This window comes from Pseudaminobacter salicylatoxidans (genome assembly GCF_003148475.1).
Lineage (GTDB): Bacteria > Pseudomonadota > Alphaproteobacteria > Rhizobiales > Rhizobiaceae > Pseudaminobacter > Pseudaminobacter salicylatoxidans.
Genome location: NZ_QGGG01000002.1, coordinates 74,996 through 92,308, shown reverse-complemented (window position 1 = coordinate 92,308; position 17,313 = coordinate 74,996). Strand labels below are relative to the sequence as shown.

The 17,313-nt window shown below is 63.1% G+C and carries 15 protein-coding genes and 2 riboswitches; of the genes, 11 read left to right on the top strand and 4 right to left on the bottom strand.

Annotated features, from left to right (window positions below; all coding sequences use genetic code 11):
- Positions 1-7: 7 nt before the first annotated feature.
- Positions 8-2,020 carry an acetyl-CoA carboxylase biotin carboxylase subunit gene (locus C7441_RS03090; protein WP_109611670.1) on the bottom strand — a complete coding sequence of 671 codons (2,013 nt, stop codon included), beginning with the start codon at positions 2,018-2,020 and terminating at the stop codon, positions 8-10.
- 93 nt (positions 2,021-2,113) lie between these two features.
- Positions 2,114-2,548 (bottom strand): ion channel, encoded by a 435-nt coding sequence (locus tag C7441_RS03085; protein ID WP_019171163.1) that lies wholly within the window; start codon positions 2,546-2,548, stop codon positions 2,114-2,116.
- Between the two features lie 126 nt (positions 2,549-2,674).
- Here C7441_RS03085 and C7441_RS03080 point away from each other — a divergent pair, with 126 nt between their 5' ends.
- The 10 genes from C7441_RS03080 to gcvP all read left to right on the top strand — a co-directional run bounded on the left by C7441_RS03080 (position 2,675) and on the right by gcvP (position 12,874).
- The gene (locus tag C7441_RS03080) at positions 2,675-3,802 is read left to right on the top strand and encodes an S-(hydroxymethyl)glutathione dehydrogenase/class III alcohol dehydrogenase (RefSeq protein WP_019171164.1); all 1,128 of its coding nucleotides are present in this window, start codon (positions 2,675-2,677) and stop codon (positions 3,800-3,802) included.
- Positions 3,803-3,816: 14 nt separating this feature from the next.
- Positions 3,817-4,299 carry a YaiI/YqxD family protein gene (locus C7441_RS03075; protein WP_019171165.1) on the top strand — a complete coding sequence of 161 codons (483 nt, stop codon included), beginning with the start codon at positions 3,817-3,819 and terminating at the stop codon, positions 4,297-4,299.
- The gene (locus C7441_RS03070; protein WP_109611669.1) at positions 4,296-4,955 is read left to right on the top strand and encodes a DUF1345 domain-containing protein; all 660 of its coding nucleotides are present in this window, start codon (positions 4,296-4,298) and stop codon (positions 4,953-4,955) included. Before C7441_RS03075 ends, C7441_RS03070 begins: the two co-directional genes overlap by 4 nt.
- Positions 4,956-4,974: 19 nt before the next feature.
- Positions 4,975-5,811, top strand: a complete 837-nt coding sequence (fghA, locus tag C7441_RS03065) for an S-formylglutathione hydrolase (RefSeq protein ID WP_109611668.1) — start codon at positions 4,975-4,977, stop codon at positions 5,809-5,811.
- Positions 5,812-5,930: 119 nt separating this feature from the next.
- Positions 5,931-6,797 (top strand): cytochrome b/b6 domain-containing protein, encoded by an 867-nt coding sequence (locus C7441_RS03060; protein ID WP_109611667.1) that lies wholly within the window; start codon positions 5,931-5,933, stop codon positions 6,795-6,797.
- 1 nt (position 6,798) lies between these two features.
- A complete protein-coding gene (locus C7441_RS03055) occupies positions 6,799-7,590 on the top strand; it encodes a molybdopterin-binding protein (protein ID WP_019171169.1) in 792 nt (263 codons plus the stop codon).
- Positions 7,591-7,765: 175 nt separating this feature from the next.
- Positions 7,766-8,149, top strand: coding sequence for a helix-turn-helix domain-containing protein (locus C7441_RS03050; protein WP_019171170.1), 384 nt, complete (start codon positions 7,766-7,768; stop codon positions 8,147-8,149).
- A gap of 135 nt (positions 8,150-8,284) precedes the next feature.
- A riboswitch (glycine riboswitch) is annotated at positions 8,285-8,372 on the top strand.
- Positions 8,373-8,474, top strand: a riboswitch (glycine riboswitch).
- A 44-nt stretch (positions 8,475-8,518) separates the two neighbouring features.
- The gene (gene gcvT / locus C7441_RS03045) at positions 8,519-9,616 is read left to right on the top strand and encodes a glycine cleavage system aminomethyltransferase GcvT (protein ID WP_109611666.1); all 1,098 of its coding nucleotides are present in this window, start codon (positions 8,519-8,521) and stop codon (positions 9,614-9,616) included.
- A 7-nt stretch (positions 9,617-9,623) separates the two neighbouring features.
- Entirely contained in the window at positions 9,624-9,992 is a 369-nt protein-coding gene (gene gcvH, locus C7441_RS03040; RefSeq protein ID WP_019171172.1) for a glycine cleavage system protein GcvH, read from the top strand.
- 71 nt (positions 9,993-10,063) lie between these two features.
- Positions 10,064-12,874, top strand: coding sequence for an aminomethyl-transferring glycine dehydrogenase (gcvP, locus tag C7441_RS03035; protein WP_109611665.1), 2,811 nt, complete (start codon positions 10,064-10,066; stop codon positions 12,872-12,874).
- A gap of 28 nt (positions 12,875-12,902) precedes the next feature.
- Here gcvP and C7441_RS03030 read toward each other — a convergent pair whose 3' ends face one another.
- Both C7441_RS03030 and C7441_RS03025 read right to left on the bottom strand, forming a co-directional pair.
- Positions 12,903-14,636 (bottom strand): SulP family inorganic anion transporter, encoded by a 1,734-nt coding sequence (locus C7441_RS03030; RefSeq protein ID WP_109611664.1) that lies wholly within the window; start codon positions 14,634-14,636, stop codon positions 12,903-12,905.
- Positions 14,637-14,712: 76 nt separating this feature from the next.
- Complete coding sequence (locus C7441_RS03025; protein ID WP_019171175.1) at positions 14,713-14,976, bottom strand: helix-turn-helix domain-containing protein; 264 nt, start codon at positions 14,974-14,976, stop codon at positions 14,713-14,715.
- A 256-nt stretch (positions 14,977-15,232) separates the two neighbouring features.
- Here C7441_RS03025 and parE point away from each other — a divergent pair, with 256 nt between their 5' ends.
- The gene (gene parE, locus C7441_RS03020) at positions 15,233-17,290 is read left to right on the top strand and encodes a DNA topoisomerase IV subunit B (RefSeq protein WP_109611663.1); all 2,058 of its coding nucleotides are present in this window, start codon (positions 15,233-15,235) and stop codon (positions 17,288-17,290) included.
- Positions 17,291-17,313 lie beyond the last annotated feature (23 nt).

The following is a 17,313-nucleotide window of genomic DNA, read 5'->3' as shown; positions in this document are numbered from 1 at the left end:
CGGGCCTTTACGCAAACTCCATGATCACCGCATCCACGGCCAGACTTTCACCCGGCTTGGCGTTGATCTTTTCCACGGTCAGATCACGGTCGGCGCGCAGCACGTTTTCCATCTTCATCGCTTCGACGATTGCCAGCGTCTCCCCCGCCTTGACCTCCTGTCCTTCGGCAACGGGAATCGAAACGACCAGCCCCGGCATCGGGCACAACAGCAGCTTGGAAGTGTCGGGCGCGGCCTTGATCGGCATCAGCCGGTCGAGTTCGGCCGTGCGCGGCAGCATCGTGCGCGTCATGACCGACAGACCGCGCCACGCGATACGCGCGCCGTTGCCAATCGGTCGGATCTGGGCGGCAACGCTGTGCTCCCCGACGGTGCCACGCCACACGGGCTCGCCGGGGCGCCAATCGGAAATCACGGTCTGTGGCTTGCCGCCCGCAACGGAAAGGTCGATCTCCATCGGGATCGAAACCATGCCCTCGCCGATGGAAACAGGAATATATTCATCATCCAGACGCACCACCCAGTCCGGTTTCAGCACACCCGAATGCGGCGCCAGCCGGCCGGTCAGCCGGTCGAGACGGTCGCGGCGCAGAAGCTCGATCACGGTCCCGACGCAGGCCAGCACCGCTTTTTCCTCGTCGTCGGGCATCATCGGCGCAAAGCCGTCCGGATATTCTTCGGCGATGAACCCGGTCGACAGCCGTCCCTCGCGCCAGCGTGGATGCTGCATCAGTGCGGACAGGAACGGGATGTTGTGCTCGATACCGTCAACCACGAACTCGTCCAGCGCCTCCGACATGGCGTCGATGGCTTCGAGCCGCGTCGGCGCCCAGGTACAGAGCTTGGCGACCATCGGATCGTAGAACATCGGGATTTCGGAACCTTCCGTAACGCCGGTGTCGTTGCGGATCACGATATCGCCAAACCGCCCCTCTGCCGGTGGCCGATAACGCGTAAGCCGGCCGATGGAAGGCAGGAAGTTGCGATACGGATCCTCGGCATAAAGCCGGCTCTCCACGGCCCAACCGTTCAGCTTCACGTCGCCCTGCCGGATCGCCAGATTCTCGCCCGCAGCGATGCGGATCATCTGCTCGACAAGATCGACGCCGGTGATCAGTTCCGTCACCGGATGCTCCACCTGCAGGCGGGTGTTCATTTCAAGGAAGTAAAAATTACGGTCGCGGTCGACGATGAACTCCACCGTTCCGGCGCTCTGATAGTCGACCGCCTTCGCCAGCGCCACGGCCTGTTCGCCCATGGCGCAGCGGGTTTTTTCATCGAGGAAGGGCGACGGGGCCTCCTCGACCACCTTCTGGTTGCGGCGCTGGATCGAGCATTCGCGCTCGCCAAGATAAATGGCGTTGCCATGCGCATCGGCCAGCACCTGGATTTCGATATGGCGAGGATCGACGATGAACTTCTCAATGAAAACGCGGTCGTCGCCGAAGGAGCTTTTCGCCTCCGAGCGCGCGCGCTCGAAGCCGTCGCGCACCTCGGCCTGGCCCCAGGCAATGCGCATGCCCTTGCCGCCACCGCCGGCCGAAGCCTTGATCATGACAGGGTAGCCGATCTCGCCGGCGATCCGCTCGGCCTGGTCCGCATCCTCGATCACGCCCAGATAGCCGGGTACGGTGCTGACCCTGGCGTCATTGGCGAATTTCTTCGATTCGATCTTGTCGCCCATGGCGCGGATGGCCTTGGGCTTCGGCCCGACAAAGACGATGCCTTCCTGCTCGAGCGTCTCGCAGAAGGAAGCGCGCTCCGAAAGAAAGCCATAGCCGGGATGGACAGCCTGCGCACCCGTGGCCTTGCAGGCCTCGATGATCTTCTCCGCCACCAGATAGCTCTGAGCGGCTGGCGCCGGACCGATATGCACCGCCTCGTCCGCCATCTCCACATGCACGGCGTCGCGATCCGCATCGGAATAGACGGCCACGGTGGCGATGCCCATGCGTCGGGCCGACTTGATGACGCGACAAGCGATCTCGCCGCGATTGGCGATCAGTATCTTCTTGAACATGCGGGCACATTCCCTCCGGTAGCCATCCTGTTTTATGGACTATCCGGTCACGCCTCAAGTGCCGGATCGTCCACCCGTTTGGGAAACCTCCGGTCAGAAATGCTTGTCGCGCTCGAAGGGGCCGAAACGTATGCCTGACGTGACCAGATAAGCGGCCGTCCAGCCCATGATGAGCAATCCGGTAATGCCCTCCATCGACGCCAGCAGTCGCCAGCCCTTTGCCGGGGCCGCGTCGTTGAAACCGATCGTCGCGAATGTGGACGCCGAGAAATAGAAGGCCGTGGCGAAATCCGAGAACGCTCCGATGGCGAGCATGCCGACCGCCCAGATCGTCAGTTCGATGCAGACCAGCACGTAGAGGCCCAGCGCCACCAATGCCATGGCGATGATCTTTTCTCCCTGCGTTCCGTTCACCACCGGGTGAGCCAGCAGGAATGCAACCATATGCGTGAGCAGGATCAGCCCCGCGGCATGCACCAGAAAGGTGGCCACATCAAAAACCGTCGCAAGTACAAGATTTGCGATCATGCCAGAAGCTATAGGTAGATGGCGGCCCGGCTATGGCAATGGGCGCGCATTTCGCCTAAGCAGGCAAGCGGGTCGACGGCCCGGAAACTGAATTGTGACTTGGATTTACGCAGGAGGGATTGCCTTATGAAGACCCGTGCCGCGGTTGCGGTTGCCGCCGGAAAGCCGCTTGAGATCATGGAAGTCGACCTGGAGGGACCGCGCGAGGGCGAGGTTCTGGTCGAAATCAAGGCGACCGGCATCTGCCACACCGACGAGTTCACCCTGTCGGGCGCGGATCCCGAAGGCATTTTCCCCGCCATCCTCGGCCATGAGGGCGCCGGCGTCGTCGTCGATGTCGGCAAGGGCGTCACCTCGCTCAAGAAGGGCGACCACGTCATCCCGCTCTACACGCCCGAGTGCCGCTCCTGCCCGTCGTGCCTGTCGCGCAAGACCAATCTGTGCACCGCCATCCGCTCAACCCAGGGCCAGGGCCTGATGCCCGACGGCACGTCGCGCTTCTCGATCGGCAAGGACAAGATCTTCCATTATATGGGCTGCTCGACCTTCTCGAACTTCACCGTTCTGCCCGAGATCGCGCTGGCCAAGGTCAACCCGGACGCCCCCTTCGACAAGATCTGCTACATCGGCTGCGGCGTCACCACCGGCATCGGCGCCGTCATCAACACGGCCAAGGTCGAGATCGGCGCCACCGCGATCGTCTTCGGTCTCGGCGGCATCGGCCTCAACGTCATCCAGGGCCTGCGCCTTGCCGGCGCCGACATGATCATCGGCGTCGATCTCAACAATGAAAAGAAGGAATGGGGCGAGCGTTTCGGCATGACGCATTTCGTCAATCCGAAGGAAGTCGACGGCGACATCGTGCCCTACCTGGTCAACATGACCAAGCGCGGCGCCGACCAGATCGGCGGTGCCGACTACACCTTCGACTGCACCGGCAATGTCAAGGTGATGCGCCAGGCGCTGGAATCGGCGCATCGCGGTTGGGGTGAATCGATCGTCATCGGCGTCGCCGGCGCCGGCCAGGAGATCTCGACGCGTCCGTTCCAGCTCGTCACCGGCCGCACCTGGAAGGGCACAGCCTTTGGCGGCGCGCGCGGCCGCACCGACGTGCCGCAGATCGTCGACTGGTACATGGAGGGCAAGATCCAGATCGACCCGATGATCACCCACACCATGCCGCTGGAGGACATCAACAAGGGCTTCGACCTGATGAACCAGGGCAAGTCGATCCGCTCGGTCGTGGTGTACTGAGCCCAAGCAGCGCCATGCCGGACCCGATCATCTATGTCGATGCCGACGCCTGCCCGGTGAAGGCTGAGGCCGAGAAGGTCGCGGACCGGCTGGGGCTGGTGGTCACTTTCGTGTCAAACGGGGGCCTGCGCCCCTCGCGTGACCCTATGGTGCGCCACGTCGTTGTCTCCAAGGGCGCGGATGCGGCCGACGACTGGATCGTCGAGCATGCGCGCCCCAATGACATTGTGGTTACAGCCGACATTCCGTTGGCCGCACGCGCCGTTACGCTTGGCGCGCATGTATTGGGCGTGACAGGCAAACCGTTCACGCCCGACACGATCGGCATGGCCGTGGCCATGCGCGACCTGAAGCAGCATCTGCGCGAGACCGGTGAGAGCAAGGGCTACAATGCCGCCTTCACCCAGCAGGATCGCTCCCGCTTCCTTGGCGCACTTGACCAGATGGCCCGACGCGCGCTCCAGTCTGCCAGATCAGGCGGTGGAGGAGCGGCATGACGCCGTGGCACAGGCACTTCATTTTCACCATAAGCGTCATCGCCGGCATTGTCGCACTGGGGATTGCGCTCAGCCTGCGCCATCCCCTGGCCTACGCGATAGGCGCGAACACGTTCTTCGCGGTCTACATCCTGCTGTTGCTACACGAGATGCCACGGCTCACGGCGAGTTTCCTGAGCCGCCGCGCCCAGCAGGCAGACGAGCCCATCTGGATCATCTTCCTCGTCACCGCCGTGATCATATGCGTCGCGGTCGGCTCCCTGTTCATGCTGATAAACGCCAGGCAGATAGGCCATCCCTACTGGCTTGCGTTTTCCATGTTTTCCTTGCCTCTCGGCTGGTTCACGATCCACTCCATGGCAGCCCTGCACTACGCCAATCTGTTCTGGAAGGGGGATGAATCCGGCACCGAGAACGTCGACAAGCACAACAGGCAACCGGTCGGCGGGCTGGATTTTCCGGGTACGAAGCACCCGTGCGGATGGGATTTCCTGTATTTCTCGGTCGTGATCGGCATGACCGCACAAACCGCCGATACCGGCATCACCAGAACTCCCATGCGCCAGGCCGCCATGGTGCATTCAATCATCTCGTTCTTCTACAACACGGTCATCGTCGCGGCCGCGGTCAATGTGGTCGTGTCGCTGGCGAACTGATGCAGAAAGGCAGCTTTTCATGAAAACCATTTCCACCGCAAAATCTCATGGCGGCGTCCAGGGCGTCTATTCCCATGCTTCCGAGGCCTGCGCCTGTGATATGACTTTTGCCGTATTCGTGCCGCCGCAGGCCCAAAACGGTCCCTGCCCGGTGGTCTGGTATCTCTCCGGCCTCACCTGTACGCACCAGAACGTCATGGACAAGGGCGAATACCGCCGGCTGGCGGCCGAGCTCGGCCTGATCGTGGTGTGCCCGGACACCAGCCCGCGCGGCGAGAGCATTCCGGACGAAAAGGACAACTGGCAGTTCGGCTGCGGCGCCGGCTTCTATCTCGACGCCACGCAAGCGCCTTTCTCGGCCAATTACCGCATGTATTCCTACATCACCGAGGAACTGCCGGCGCTGATCGCGAAGGAATTCCCCGCCGACATGACGCGTCAGGCGATCTTCGGCCACTCCATGGGCGGCCACGGCGCGCTCACCATCGCGCTGAAGAACCCTGAGCGCTTCAGGAGCTGTTCCGCCTTCGCGCCGATCACGCGCCCGATGGTCGCGGGCTGGTCGAAGCCCGCTTTCGAAAAATATCTCGGTTCGGACGAAGCCACCTGGCGCGCCTACGACGCCGTGGCGCTGATCGAGGATGGAAGGCGCTTTTCCGAATTCCTGGTTGATCAGGGTTCGGCAGACGGTTTCCTTGAAGACGGTTTGCGGCCCTGGCTGCTGGAAGAGGTGTGCAGGTCCGCCGACATCCCGCTCGAACTGAACATGCGCGAGGGTTACGACCACTCCTATTTCTTCATCTCGACCTTCATGGATGACCATCTGCGCTGGCACGCGGAACGGCTGGCGCGGTAACGATATCGTCGCGAGATTGTCATCTTCATATCCTCATCCGTGAATGTGCTTTCCCTGCTGCTGCTGTAGTATCCTGACAGAGCGGCATGCGATTTTCGCGTCTTGGGAGGTCCGGACGGATGAGGAGCGCGGCATTCACACAGGCACAGCCCGGCGCGGAAGAGACGCCGGGCAGAACCGGTGAGTTGGTTTACCGCCAGTCTGCCTGGACCCGCCTCACCCACTGGCTATGGGCGATTGCGCTGTTCTTGCTGCTGCTCAGCGGCTTGCAAATCTTCAACGCGCACCCTGCCCTTTACATCGGCGATCAATCCGGCTTCGGATTCGACAATTCCGTCCTGAAATTCAGCGCGGAGAACACGCCGACCGGCCCGAAGGGCTATACCGATCTTTTCGGGCATCGTTTCGACACCACGGGTGTGCTCGGCCTGTCGGGACCGGCTTACAATCCCGAGGCGCGCGCCTTCCCAGCTTGGGTGACGATCCCTTCCTATCGCGACCTCGCCACCGGGCGGGTCATCCATTTCTTCTTCGCCTGGGTTCTGTCGGCAACGCTGTTGCTGTGGCTGATCGGCAGTCTGGTCAACGGCCATGTTCGCCGCGATCTGTTTCCTCGCGGCGAGGATTTCCGACACTTGCCGAGCGATATCGCCGACCACGCGCGGCTGCGCTTTCACCACACCGACCACTACAACACGTTGCAGAAGTTTTCCTATGGCTCCGTCCTGTTCATCTTGTTGCCGTTGATGATCCTGACGGGGCTTGCGATGTCGCCGAGCATGGATGCGGCAGTTCCCTTCCTGACCGACATGCTCGGCGGCAGGCAAACGGCACGAACGATTCATTTCACGGTCATGCTGCTGCTGGTTCTCTTCTTCATCGTGCATATTCTGATGGTGCTTGCCGCCGGCCCCATCAACGAATTGCGTTCGATGATTACCGGCTGGTACCGAACCGACCCGACCGATAAGAGCAAGGAACCGTGAGATGCCAGCTTTCCGCATCACCCGTCGCCGGTTCCTGACCACGGCAGCGCTGGGCACGTCAGGCATGATCCTGTCGGGATGCGATGCGTTCGATTCACTTTCCGACACCGATAACGGCGTGCGAAACGTACTGGAGAAGGCCAACGATCTCACCTATCACGTGCAACGCCTTCTGGCAGGGCGCGACGCGCTGGCGAAAGAATACACCCAGGCCGATATTCGCCAGCCGCAGCGCCCTAATGGCATCACCGCTCCCGACGACGACACCTATAAAAGTCTTCTTGCGAACAATTTCGCCGACTGGCGCCTGCAAGTCAGCGGTCTTGTCGAAAAACCGTTGTCGCTATCGCGCGAACAGTTGATGGCCATGCCGTCGCGCACGCAGATCACGCGCCATGACTGCGTGGAGGGCTGGAGTTGCATCGCCAAATGGACGGGGGTTCCCCTGTCGCTGGTTCTGGACCAGGCGCGGGTGAAGCCTCAGGCGCGCTATGTGGTCTTCCACTGCCTCGATACGATCGATCAGGATGAGGATGGTCCCGTCAAATATTACGGTTCCATTGACCTCATAGACGCGCGCCACCCGCAAACCATCCTCGCTTACGGCCTCAATGACGGTCCGTTGCCTGTCGAGAATGGCGCGCCGCTGCGCGTCCGGGTCGAGCGCCAGCTTGGCTACAAGATGCCGAAATATCTGCGCGCGATCGAACTGGTGGACAGCTACACCGGGCTCGGATGGGGCCGCGGCGGTTATTGGGAAGACCGCGGCTATGACTGGTATGGCGGCATCTGACGCCGATTCGTATTCCGCACAGCCGGTCGGAAGTTCAGGATTTCCCCCTAAATACAGGCATTTACACGATTTTACCGCTAAAAACTTGTCATCGAGTCCCTCTGGCCTATGCTGAAAGCGGCCGAGCTTCATGCGGAAGCCGGTCTGTTTCAATCGACCATAGGAGGTTGATCGGGTGTCCGACACCGCGAACATTTACGAAGAAATCCCTGATCTTGATACCATCGGCGGCCGCCTCTCCAGGGCCCGCGAAGCAAGCGGAATGAGCGTCAAGCAACTCGCTTGGCGGCTCGGCGTCAAAACCTCAACCATAAACGCCTGGGAGCGAGACAGATCGCAGCCCGGCGCACATCGGCTCAATATGCTGTCGGGCCTTCTCGGCGTCAGCCTGTCCTGGGTACTTCACGGCGTGGGCCAGGCCCCCGTGGAAGTCGAGGACGACGGCGAGGCGCTGGAAGTTCTCGGCTCGCAGCTCGACAAGCTGCGTAACCTTCATGCCGAAACCGACCATCTGTTGCGTCGGCTGCAGAGCAATATGGGGCGTCTTTCGGCGCACTGACTACAGGCCCTCGACGACTCATTTCCATCCAGTCACCCCAAGGGGTGCATCCAGAGCGCATTCCTGTCGCTTGGGGAGTGACAAATTGTCGGCCATGAGCTAGCAATGAGTCGTCGAGGGCTTGGAAACAGGCTCTACCTGTTTGCGGGAGAGAGCAGCGCAATGCTGCCGCCGAAGGGGAAATCGCCCGAAATCTCTCAGGCAAAAGAACCGTAACGGGAAAGACGCTCTGGAAAGTCGGGAGTAATCCCGCGCCGAAGGTGTAAGCGCCGCCGACAGAGTTCCGGTTGCGCAAGTCTCTCAGGCTTCAGACAGAGGGGCACGGAATGGCCGCCGCAGCGGCTGGAAACGTGCGACTCTGGAGATGTCATGACGGGCGCCGCCACCAGGAACCTTCCCCTCGAGGATCTGCATAAGGCAGCCGGAGCGCGTTTTGGCGCCTTCGCCGGCTGGTCTATGCCGCTCACCTATCCCGCCGGCGTTATGGCCGAGCATCAGCACACGCGCGAACATGTCGGCCTGTTCGACATCTCGCACATGAAACTCATCGAGCTTTCCGGTCCGGACGCGGCAACGCTCCTGTCCAGGGCCTGCCCGCTCGACCCTGCCACGCTTGCCGAACGGCAGTCGAAATACACCTTCCTGCTCAACGAGCACGCCGGCATCATCGATGACCTGATCGTCACCCGGCTTGGTGGCGAGCGCTTCATGGTCGTCGCCAATGCCGGCAATGCCGCGCTTGACGAAACGCATTTGCGCCGCCTCGCCGAAGGCCTCGACTGCAAGATTGATCCGCTTGATCGCGTCTTCCTCGCCATACAGGGGCCAGACGCCTGGGCCGCCCTTTCGCGCGCCGGCATCGAGACCGGCGAACTGGTGTTCATGCATGGTTTCGAGCCGCGCAAGGACTGGTTCATGAGCCGCTCCGGCTACACCGGGGAAGACGGTTTCGAGATCGGCCTGCCGGAAGCGGATGCCCGCAAGTTGCTGGAAACGCTGCTTTCCGACGAACGCGTCAAATGGGTCGGGCTCGCGGCCCGCGACAGCCTGCGCCTCGAAGCGGGCTTGTGCCTGCACGGACAGGACATCTCGCCCGAGACCAACCCGGTGGATGCCGGGCTGATGTGGGCCATCTCCAAGGATCTGCGCGCCAATGGCCGCTTCGTCGGCGCCGAGGCGCTGCGCGCGGCTATCGACAAGGGCGCGCGCGAAAAGCGCGTCGGCCTGAAGCCGCAGGGCCGGCAGCCGGTGCGCGCAGGCACGCATCTCTTCGACGCGGCCGGCAATCAAGTTGGGCGCGTCACGTCCGGCGGTTTCGGGCCTTCGGTCGGCTCGCCGGTGGCCATGGGCTATGTCTCGGCCACGCTGGCACCGGAAACGAAACTTTTCGCAGACGTGCGCGGCACCAAGGTGCCCGTCGATATACATCCACTACCCTTCATGCCGCATCGCTATCGCAAAGGATGAATTTCTTATGGCAACCACTTATTTTACTGATGACCACGAATGGGTCCGCGTCGAGAACGGCGTAGCAACCGTCGGCATCACCGACTACGCGCAAGAGCAGCTCGGCGACCTCGTTTTCGTGGAACTGCCGGAGAGTGGCCGCAAGGTTGCCAAGGGTGACGTGGCCGTTGTCGTTGAATCCGTGAAGGCGGCCTCCGATGTCTACGCCCCGGTGGACGGCGAAATCATCGAAGCAAATGAGGCGCTGTCGGCCGACCCGGCACTGGTCAATTCGGCGGCCACCGGCGACGGCTGGCTCTGGAAGATGAAGCTTTCGGACGAAAGCCAGCTCGCCGGCCTGCTTGATGAGGCGGGCTACAAGGCCCTGATTGGCTGAGCATGATCCCGGAAGCCGCAGGCTTTTCGGACAAGATCATGCGCTGAAACAGAGAATTACAAGGTGACAGAATGACCACCGCGCCCTACCCCTTCGAGACACGCCATATTGGCCCGAATACGGCTGATGCACGTGCCATGCTGGCTGTGCTCGGCGTTCCTTCACTGGAAACGCTGATCTCGCAAGCCGTGCCGAAGTCGATCCGGCTCGACCGCGACCTGAACCTGCCGGCTCCTGCCAGCGAGACGGACGCACTGGCCGAGCTGGCGGCCAAGATGGCGAAGAACACGGTGCTGAAGAGCTTCATCGGCGCCGGTTATCACGGGTGCCGGGTGCCCCCGGTCATTCAGCGCAACCTGTTCGAAAATCCCGCCTGGTATACGGCTTACACGCCCTACCAGTCGGAAATCAGCCAGGGTCGCCTGGAACTGCTGTTCCATTTCCAGACGCTGGTGGCGGAACTGACCGGCCTGCCGGTCGCTTCCGCATCCCTGCTGGATGAGGCGACCGCGGTCGCCGAGGCCGTCGGCATTGCCGTCCGCCATCACCGCGACAAGCGCACCGAGGTCGTGCTGGCAGGCGAACTGCACCCGCAGACGCTCGACGTGGTGAAGACCCGCGCCGAGCCGCTCGGCATCACCATCGGCGCGTCCGAGATCGGTGAGAACACCGCCGCCCTCGTCGTTTCCTGGCCCGACACGTTCGGCGTCTATGGCGACCACGCCGCAGCCATCGCGAAGGCCAAGGCGGCCGGCGCGATCGTTGTCTTCGTCGCCGATCCGCTGTCGCTCACCGTCTCCGAGGCTCCGGCCAGGCTCGGCGCAGACATTGCCGTGGGCTCGATGCAGCGTTTCGGCGTGCCCATGGGCTTTGGCGGCCCGCACGCCGCCTATTGCGCGGTGTCGGACAAGCTTACCCGCCTCATGCCCGGCCGCCTCGTGGGCCAGTCTGTGGATGCCAATGGCCGCCCCGGCTACCGCCTTGCACTTCAAACCCGCGAACAGCATATCCGCCGCGACAAGGCGACCTCCAATATCTGTACCGCGCAGGCTTTGCTGGCCAACATGGCTGCGGCTTATGCCATCTGGCATGGCCCGCAGGGCTTGCAGTCGATCGCCGGGCAGGTGCAGGCGCTGGCCGCACGGTTGGCGCAGGGGCTCAAGGCCGCCGGCGTCGAATTTGCAGGCGAGCGCCGCTTCGACACGGTGACAGTCATCGCCAATGGCAAGGCGAAGGAAATCGCCGCGGCCGCCGAGAAGCAGGGCCGACTGCTGCGCGTCATCGACGAGAACCGCATTGGCGTCACCTTCGATGAAACCTCGACCGAAGCCGATCTCACCGCAATCGCCGCGCTGTTCGGGGCCTCCCCGGCAGCGGCCGACAAGGTCGCCCTGCCCGCCAGCCCGCGCGACAAGGGCTTCCTCACGCAGCCGGTCTTCCATGAGAACCGCTCGGAAACCGAGATGATGCGCTTCCTGCGTCGCCTCGCGGACAAGGATCTGGCGCTCGATCGCGCCATGATCCCGCTCGGCTCCTGCACCATGAAGCTCAATGCCGCGGCCGAGATGATGCCGGTGAGCTGGCCGTCGGTCGCCAACCTGCACCCCTTCGCGCCGACCGCCCATTCGGCCGGCTATCGCGAGATGATCGACGATCTGGACAAATGGCTGTCCGAGATCACCGGCTTCGACGCCGTGTCGCTGCAGCCCAATGCCGGCAGCCAGGGCGAATATGCCGGCCTGTTGGCAATCCGTCGCTATCACCAGTCACGCGGCGACCACCACCGCAACATCTGCCTCATCCCGTCCTCGGCGCATGGCACCAATCCCGCCAGCGCCGCCATGGCCGGCATGAACGTGGTCGTGGTGCACTGCAACGACGACGGCAATGTCGACATCGACGATCTCAAGGCCAAGGCGGCGGAGCACGCCAACGACCTCGCCGCGCTGATGATCACCTACCCTTCGACGCATGGCGTGTTCGAGGAAGGCATCCGCGACATCTGTGCGGCCGTCCATGAGAATGGCGGACAGGTCTATCTCGACGGCGCCAACCTCAATGCGCTGGTCGGCCTCGCCCGTCTCGGCGACATTGGCGGCGACGTATGCCATATGAACCTGCACAAGACCTTCTGCATCCCGCATGGCGGCGGTGGTCCGGGCGTCGGCCCCATCGGCGTCAAGGCGCATCTGAAGCCTTACCTGCCGGGCCATGTCGAGGAAGGTTCGGTCCACGCCGTGTCGGCGGCGCCGTTCGGCAGCGCGTCGATCCTGCCCATCACCTGGATGTATATCCGCATGATGGGCGCAGGCGGCCTCAAGCATGCGACCGAAACGGCCATCCTCAGCGCCAACTATATCGCGGCGAGGCTGGAGCAGCATTTCCCCGTACTGTTCAAGGGCCGCAATGGCCGGGTGGCGCATGAGTGCATCCTCGACACCCGCGTGCTGAAGGACAGCGCCGGCATCGGCGTCGAGGACGTGGCCAAGCGCCTCATCGACTACGGCTTCCATGCCCCGACCATGTCCTGGCCGGTGGCGGGCACGCTGATGGTGGAGCCGACCGAGTCCGAGCCCAGGCATGAGGTCGATCGCTTCTGCGAGGCGATGATCGCGATTGCCGGCGAGGCTGAAAAGGTCGCCAGGGGCGAGTGGCCGCGTGAAGACAACCCGCTGGTCAACGCGCCGCATACGGCGGCCGAGGCGCTGGCCGGCGACTGGAACCATCCCTACTCGCGGCTCGAGGCAGCCTATCCGGCCGGCAACGCCGACACCGCTGCCAAGTATTGGCCGCCGGTTTCGCGCATCGACAATGTCGGTGGCGACCGCAACCTGGTCTGCTCCTGCCCGCCGGTGACGGACTATATCAACGCAGCCGAATAAGAGACGGGCGGCCTTTGGGCCGCCCGCTTCACGATATGGTGGCCGGCGCCGCGGGCGTCGGCCTTTCTTTTTGCGTTTGCCGCAACGCCTGCTCGATCGTGCCGGCGATCCGGATCAGCGGCGGGCGCACGCCCTGCGCGGCAAGCTCCTTTTTCACGCCTGCCGACAGCCCGGTGAGGTAAACCCCGACACCGCGCTGCGCGGCCTTGTGCGCCAGGCTCTCGATCGTTCTGGAACCTGTGGAATCCACGAACGGCACCGCCGTGAAATCGATGATCAGGTTACGATGCTGGTCGCCGATGCGTTCGAGCACGGCGCCAATCGATGAAGCCGCGCCGAAAAAGAAGGCGCCGGAAATCCGGTAGATGACGACGGTCGGATCCTGCTGGGAAGTCTCGTCATAGGCCCCGCGCGAACCATCGTCCGGCATATCCTCCGCCACCAGCGGCACATGGCTTTCGATGGCCGTCGTCTGCGACATGCGATGGATGAACAGCACCGACCCCAGCGCGAAGCCTATCACGATGGCCTCTGTCAGGCCCCGGAACAGGGTGATGCCGAAGGTCGCCAGAAGCACGGCCGCATCGCCGCGTGATGCTCGCAGCAGTGTGGCGAAGGCGTTGCGCTCGATCATGTTCCAGCACACGACCGCCAGCACAGCGGCAAGAACAGCGAGTGGAATGTAGCTGGCGAGCGGCGCCGCAACCAGGATGAACAGGAGCAGGAACAGCGAATGCATCATGCCCGACACCGGGCCGTGCGCGCCGGCACGCACATTCGTTGCGGTTCTCGCTATTGTGCCGGTGACGCAGATACCGCCGAACAGCCCCGCGCCGATATTGGCGACCCCCTGCCCGACCAGCTCGCAATTGGAACGGTGACGCCGCCCCGTCATGCTGTCGGCGACAACCGCGGAAAGCAGGGATTCGATTGCGCCCAGCAGCGCGAACGAAATCGCATTGGGCAGCACCGCCTGCACTTTCGCCAGGTCCCAGGCGGGCAGCGCCGGCATGGGCAGCGTGCGCGGGATGCCTCCGAACTGCGTGCCGATGGTATCGACCGGCAGTTTGAGAAAGGCGGTCGCGGCCGCCGCCAGCACAACGACGATGAGCATGGACGGCCAGCGCGGGCGCCATATGCGCAACGCCACCAGCACCGCGATGCTGGCCAGCGAAAGCCCGACCGCGGCGGGTGAGAAGGTGGAGAGGTTCGACCACAGGAACGGGATTTTCTCCACGAGCGGCCCCGGTTCCGTGCCGTTGAAGGAAAGACCGAGCAGATGCCTGATTTCGCCGGAAAAGATGGTCACGGCGATACCTGCGGTAAATCCTATCGTCACCGGATAGGGAATGAACTTGATATAGGTGCCCAGCCGCAGATAGCCGATCGCCATCAGCATCAGGCCGGACAGGATCGTTGCCAGAATGAGCCCGTCCATGCCGTGCTGTTGCACCGTCGTCGCCACCAGAACGATGAAAGCCCCGGCGGGTCCGCCGATCTGGAACCGGCTGCCGCCAAGGAGCGCGACCAGGAAACCGCCGACGATGGACGTATAGAGGCCTTGCGCGGGCGTCGCGTGCGAGCCGATGGCGATCGCCATGGACAAGGGCAGCGCAACGATCGCGACGGTGAGGCCGGCCATGAAATCGGCCCGGAAATTCGTGAGGCTGTAGCCTTCGCGAAGCACGGTCACAAGCTTCGGCGTGTAGAGTTCCGCAAAACTCGGCCGCGCCGGCGGCGAAGACAGGGTCTGCGTGGTCATTTCAAATCTGCTACCTCTCTGTGAGGCGGCGGGATCGTCGGCTGAGGTCGGCGGTCGCCGTCGCGAAGATCGTGGATCAACGGGATGACGTTTGGGTCTCCTTCAAACGAACGCCGCGTCCGCCATTCGCGCTGGCCGCACCTTCGCCGATCAAATCGATCCCGGCCCGCTCCAGCGCCTCGACGACCCGCGTCAGGCTTTCGACCACACCGCGCACGGTGCCGTCGCTTGCCTCCATCCGCTGGATGGTCGGCACCGAGAGCCCCGCCAGATCGGCAAGCTGCTTCTGGTCGATACCCAGAAGCGCACGCGCCGCCTTCATTTGTCCGCTGGTGATCATAGGTCGATCTCAAACATCACATTGGCTATATAACATTTGTATATTGATATGTCATCTATCAGTATTGCTATATTAAACTCCACACCTGCCTTCCTTTTCACCCGTAACGGCCCGTATGCGTCCCACGCATTTCTCGCAAATAGGCCAGGATGGGCTTGACCAATGCCCGCCACATGAACAGAACACGAACCACATGCCTTGAACCGCAAAGCATGGCAGTATGACCTTCTGATTCGCGCAACGTGATCCCCTCCCGATGGACGACAACAACGACCTTTTCGCCAATCTCGGCAAGCAACCCTCGCTTCCCGCTTCGCGCCCGGCGGACCCGCTGGCGCAGGCTGCGGCCAAGCGCGCGCCAGCGCCACAGCCGGCCAAGGATGCGAGCGAAGGTTATGATGCCCGGCACATCACCGTGCTCAAAGGGTTGGAGCCGGTTCGGCGGCGTCCGGGCATGTATATCGGTGGCACCGACGCGAAAGCGATGCACCACCTGTTTGCCGAGGTGATCGACAACGCCATGGACGAGGCCGTGGCCGGCCACGCCAGCTTCATCGAGGTCGAACTGGGTGCGGACGGTTTTCTCAGCGTCACCGACAATGGACGCGGCATCCCGGTCGATCCGCATCCGGAGACGCCGAACCAATCCGCGCTGGAAGTGATCATGACCACGCTGCATGCCGGCGGCAAGTTCGACTCGGAAGTCTATGAAACCTCCGGCGGCCTGCATGGCGTGGGCGTTTCCGTGGTGAATGCGCTTTCCGACCTGCTGGAGGTGGAGGTCGCGCGCGGCCGCCAGCTCTATCGCCAGCGTTTTTCGCGCGGCGTTGCGCAAGGCGGGCTGGAAAAGCTCGGTGACGTGCACAACCGGCGTGGCACCAAGGTTCGTTTCCATCCCGACGAAGAGATTTTCGGCAAGGGTGCGGCGTTCGAGCCGGCGCGGCTCTACCGCATGACGCGCTCCAAGGCATATCTGTTCGGCGGCGTCGAAATTCGCTGGAGCTGCGATCCGCTGCTGATCAAGGAGAAGGACGACACGCCGGCCAAGGCCGTGTTCCACTTCCCCGGCGGCCTGAAGGACTATCTGGCCGCCTCGCTCGGCAACGAGTTGCAGGTCACGCGCGAGATTTTCGCCGGCAAGAGCGAGCGCCAAGGTGGCCATGGGACCATGGAATGGGCCGTCACCTGGTATGGCGGCGACGGCTTCGTGAACTCCTACTGCAACACGATCCCGACCGGCGAAGGCGGCACGCATGAGACCGGCTTCCGCAACGTGCTGACGCGCGGGCTTCGCGCCTATGCCGAGCTGGTCGGCAACAAGCGCGGTTCGGTCATCACCAGCGAGGACGTGATGATCTCGGCCGCTGGCATGCTGTCGGTCTTCATTCGCGAGCCTGAATTCGTAGGGCAGACCAAGGACAAGCTGGCCACCATCGAAGCCCAGCGCCTTGTCGAAACCGCCGTGCGCGACCCGTTCGACCACTGGCTGGCCGACAACCCGCAGGAAGCCACCAAGCTGCTGGAATGGGTGATCGCGCGCGCCGATGAGCGCCTGCGCCGCCGTCAGGAAAAGGAAGTGTCGCGCAAGAGCGCGGTGCGCAAGCTGCGCCTCCCCGGCAAGCTGGCCGACTGTACGCAGAATGCTTCCGCCGGCGCGGAACTCTTCATCGTGGAGGGCGACTCGGCAGGCGGCTCGGCCAAGCAGGCCCGCGACCGCACCATGCAGGCGATCCTGCCGCTGCGCGGCAAGATCCTCAACGTCGCCAGCGCCGGTCACGACAAGCTGACCTCGAACCAGCTCATCGGCGATCTCATCCAGGCGCTTGGCTGCGGCACGCGCTCGAAATATCGCGAGGAAGACCTGCGCTACGACCGCGTCATCATCATGACCGACGCGGACGTGGACGGCGCGCACATCGCCTCCCTGCTCATCACCTTTTTCTATCAGGAAATGCCGCAGCTCATTCGTGGCGGCCACCTCTACATGGCCGTGCCGCCGCTCTATCGCATCAGCCAGGGCGGCAAGACCGCCTATGCGCGCGACGACGCCCACAAGGACGAACTGCTGCGCACCGAGTTCACCGGGCGCGGCAAGATCGAGATCGGCCGCTTCAAGGGCCTTGGCGAGATGATGGCATCGCAGCTCAAGGAAACCACGATGGATCCGAGGAAGCGCACGCTGCTGCGCGTCGACATCGTGGACGATGAAGATGTGACCAAATCCTCGGTCGAGGCGCTGATGGGAACCAAGCCGGAAGCGCGCTTCCGCTTCATCCAGGAGCGGGCCGAATACGCGCAGGAACTGGATATCTGAGGGAAGCAACCTCCAGGCAGGCG

Bases quoted from the DNA above. Each gene is read 5' to 3' on its own strand.
- C7441_RS03080 (WP_019171164.1), top strand. From the start codon at position 2,675: ATGAAGACCCGTGCCGCGGTTGCGGTTGCCGCCGGAAAGCCGCTTGAG.
- parE (WP_109611663.1), top strand. From the start codon at position 15,233: ATGGACGACAACAACGACCTTTTCGCCAATCTCGGCAAGCAACCCTCG.
- C7441_RS03085 (WP_019171163.1), bottom strand. From the start codon at position 2,548: ATGATCGCAAATCTTGTACTTGCGACGGTTTTTGATGTGGCCACCTTT.
- C7441_RS03060 (WP_109611667.1), top strand. From the start codon at position 5,931: ATGAGGAGCGCGGCATTCACACAGGCACAGCCCGGCGCGGAAGAGACG.
- C7441_RS03055 (WP_019171169.1), top strand. From the start codon at position 6,799: ATGCCAGCTTTCCGCATCACCCGTCGCCGGTTCCTGACCACGGCAGCG.
- gcvT (WP_109611666.1), top strand. From the start codon at position 8,519: ATGACGGGCGCCGCCACCAGGAACCTTCCCCTCGAGGATCTGCATAAG.
- C7441_RS03090 (WP_109611670.1), bottom strand. From the start codon at position 2,020: ATGTTCAAGAAGATACTGATCGCCAATCGCGGCGAGATCGCTTGTCGC.
- fghA (WP_109611668.1), top strand. From the start codon at position 4,975: ATGAAAACCATTTCCACCGCAAAATCTCATGGCGGCGTCCAGGGCGTC.
- gcvH (WP_019171172.1), top strand. From the start codon at position 9,624: ATGGCAACCACTTATTTTACTGATGACCACGAATGGGTCCGCGTCGAG.
- C7441_RS03030 (WP_109611664.1), bottom strand. From the start codon at position 14,636: ATGACCACGCAGACCCTGTCTTCGCCGCCGGCGCGGCCGAGTTTTGCG.
- gcvP (WP_109611665.1), top strand. From the start codon at position 10,064: ATGACCACCGCGCCCTACCCCTTCGAGACACGCCATATTGGCCCGAAT.
- C7441_RS03025 (WP_019171175.1), bottom strand. From the start codon at position 14,976: ATGATCACCAGCGGACAAATGAAGGCGGCGCGTGCGCTTCTGGGTATC.
- C7441_RS03070 (WP_109611669.1), top strand. From the start codon at position 4,296: ATGACGCCGTGGCACAGGCACTTCATTTTCACCATAAGCGTCATCGCC.
- C7441_RS03075 (WP_019171165.1), top strand. From the start codon at position 3,817: ATGCCGGACCCGATCATCTATGTCGATGCCGACGCCTGCCCGGTGAAG.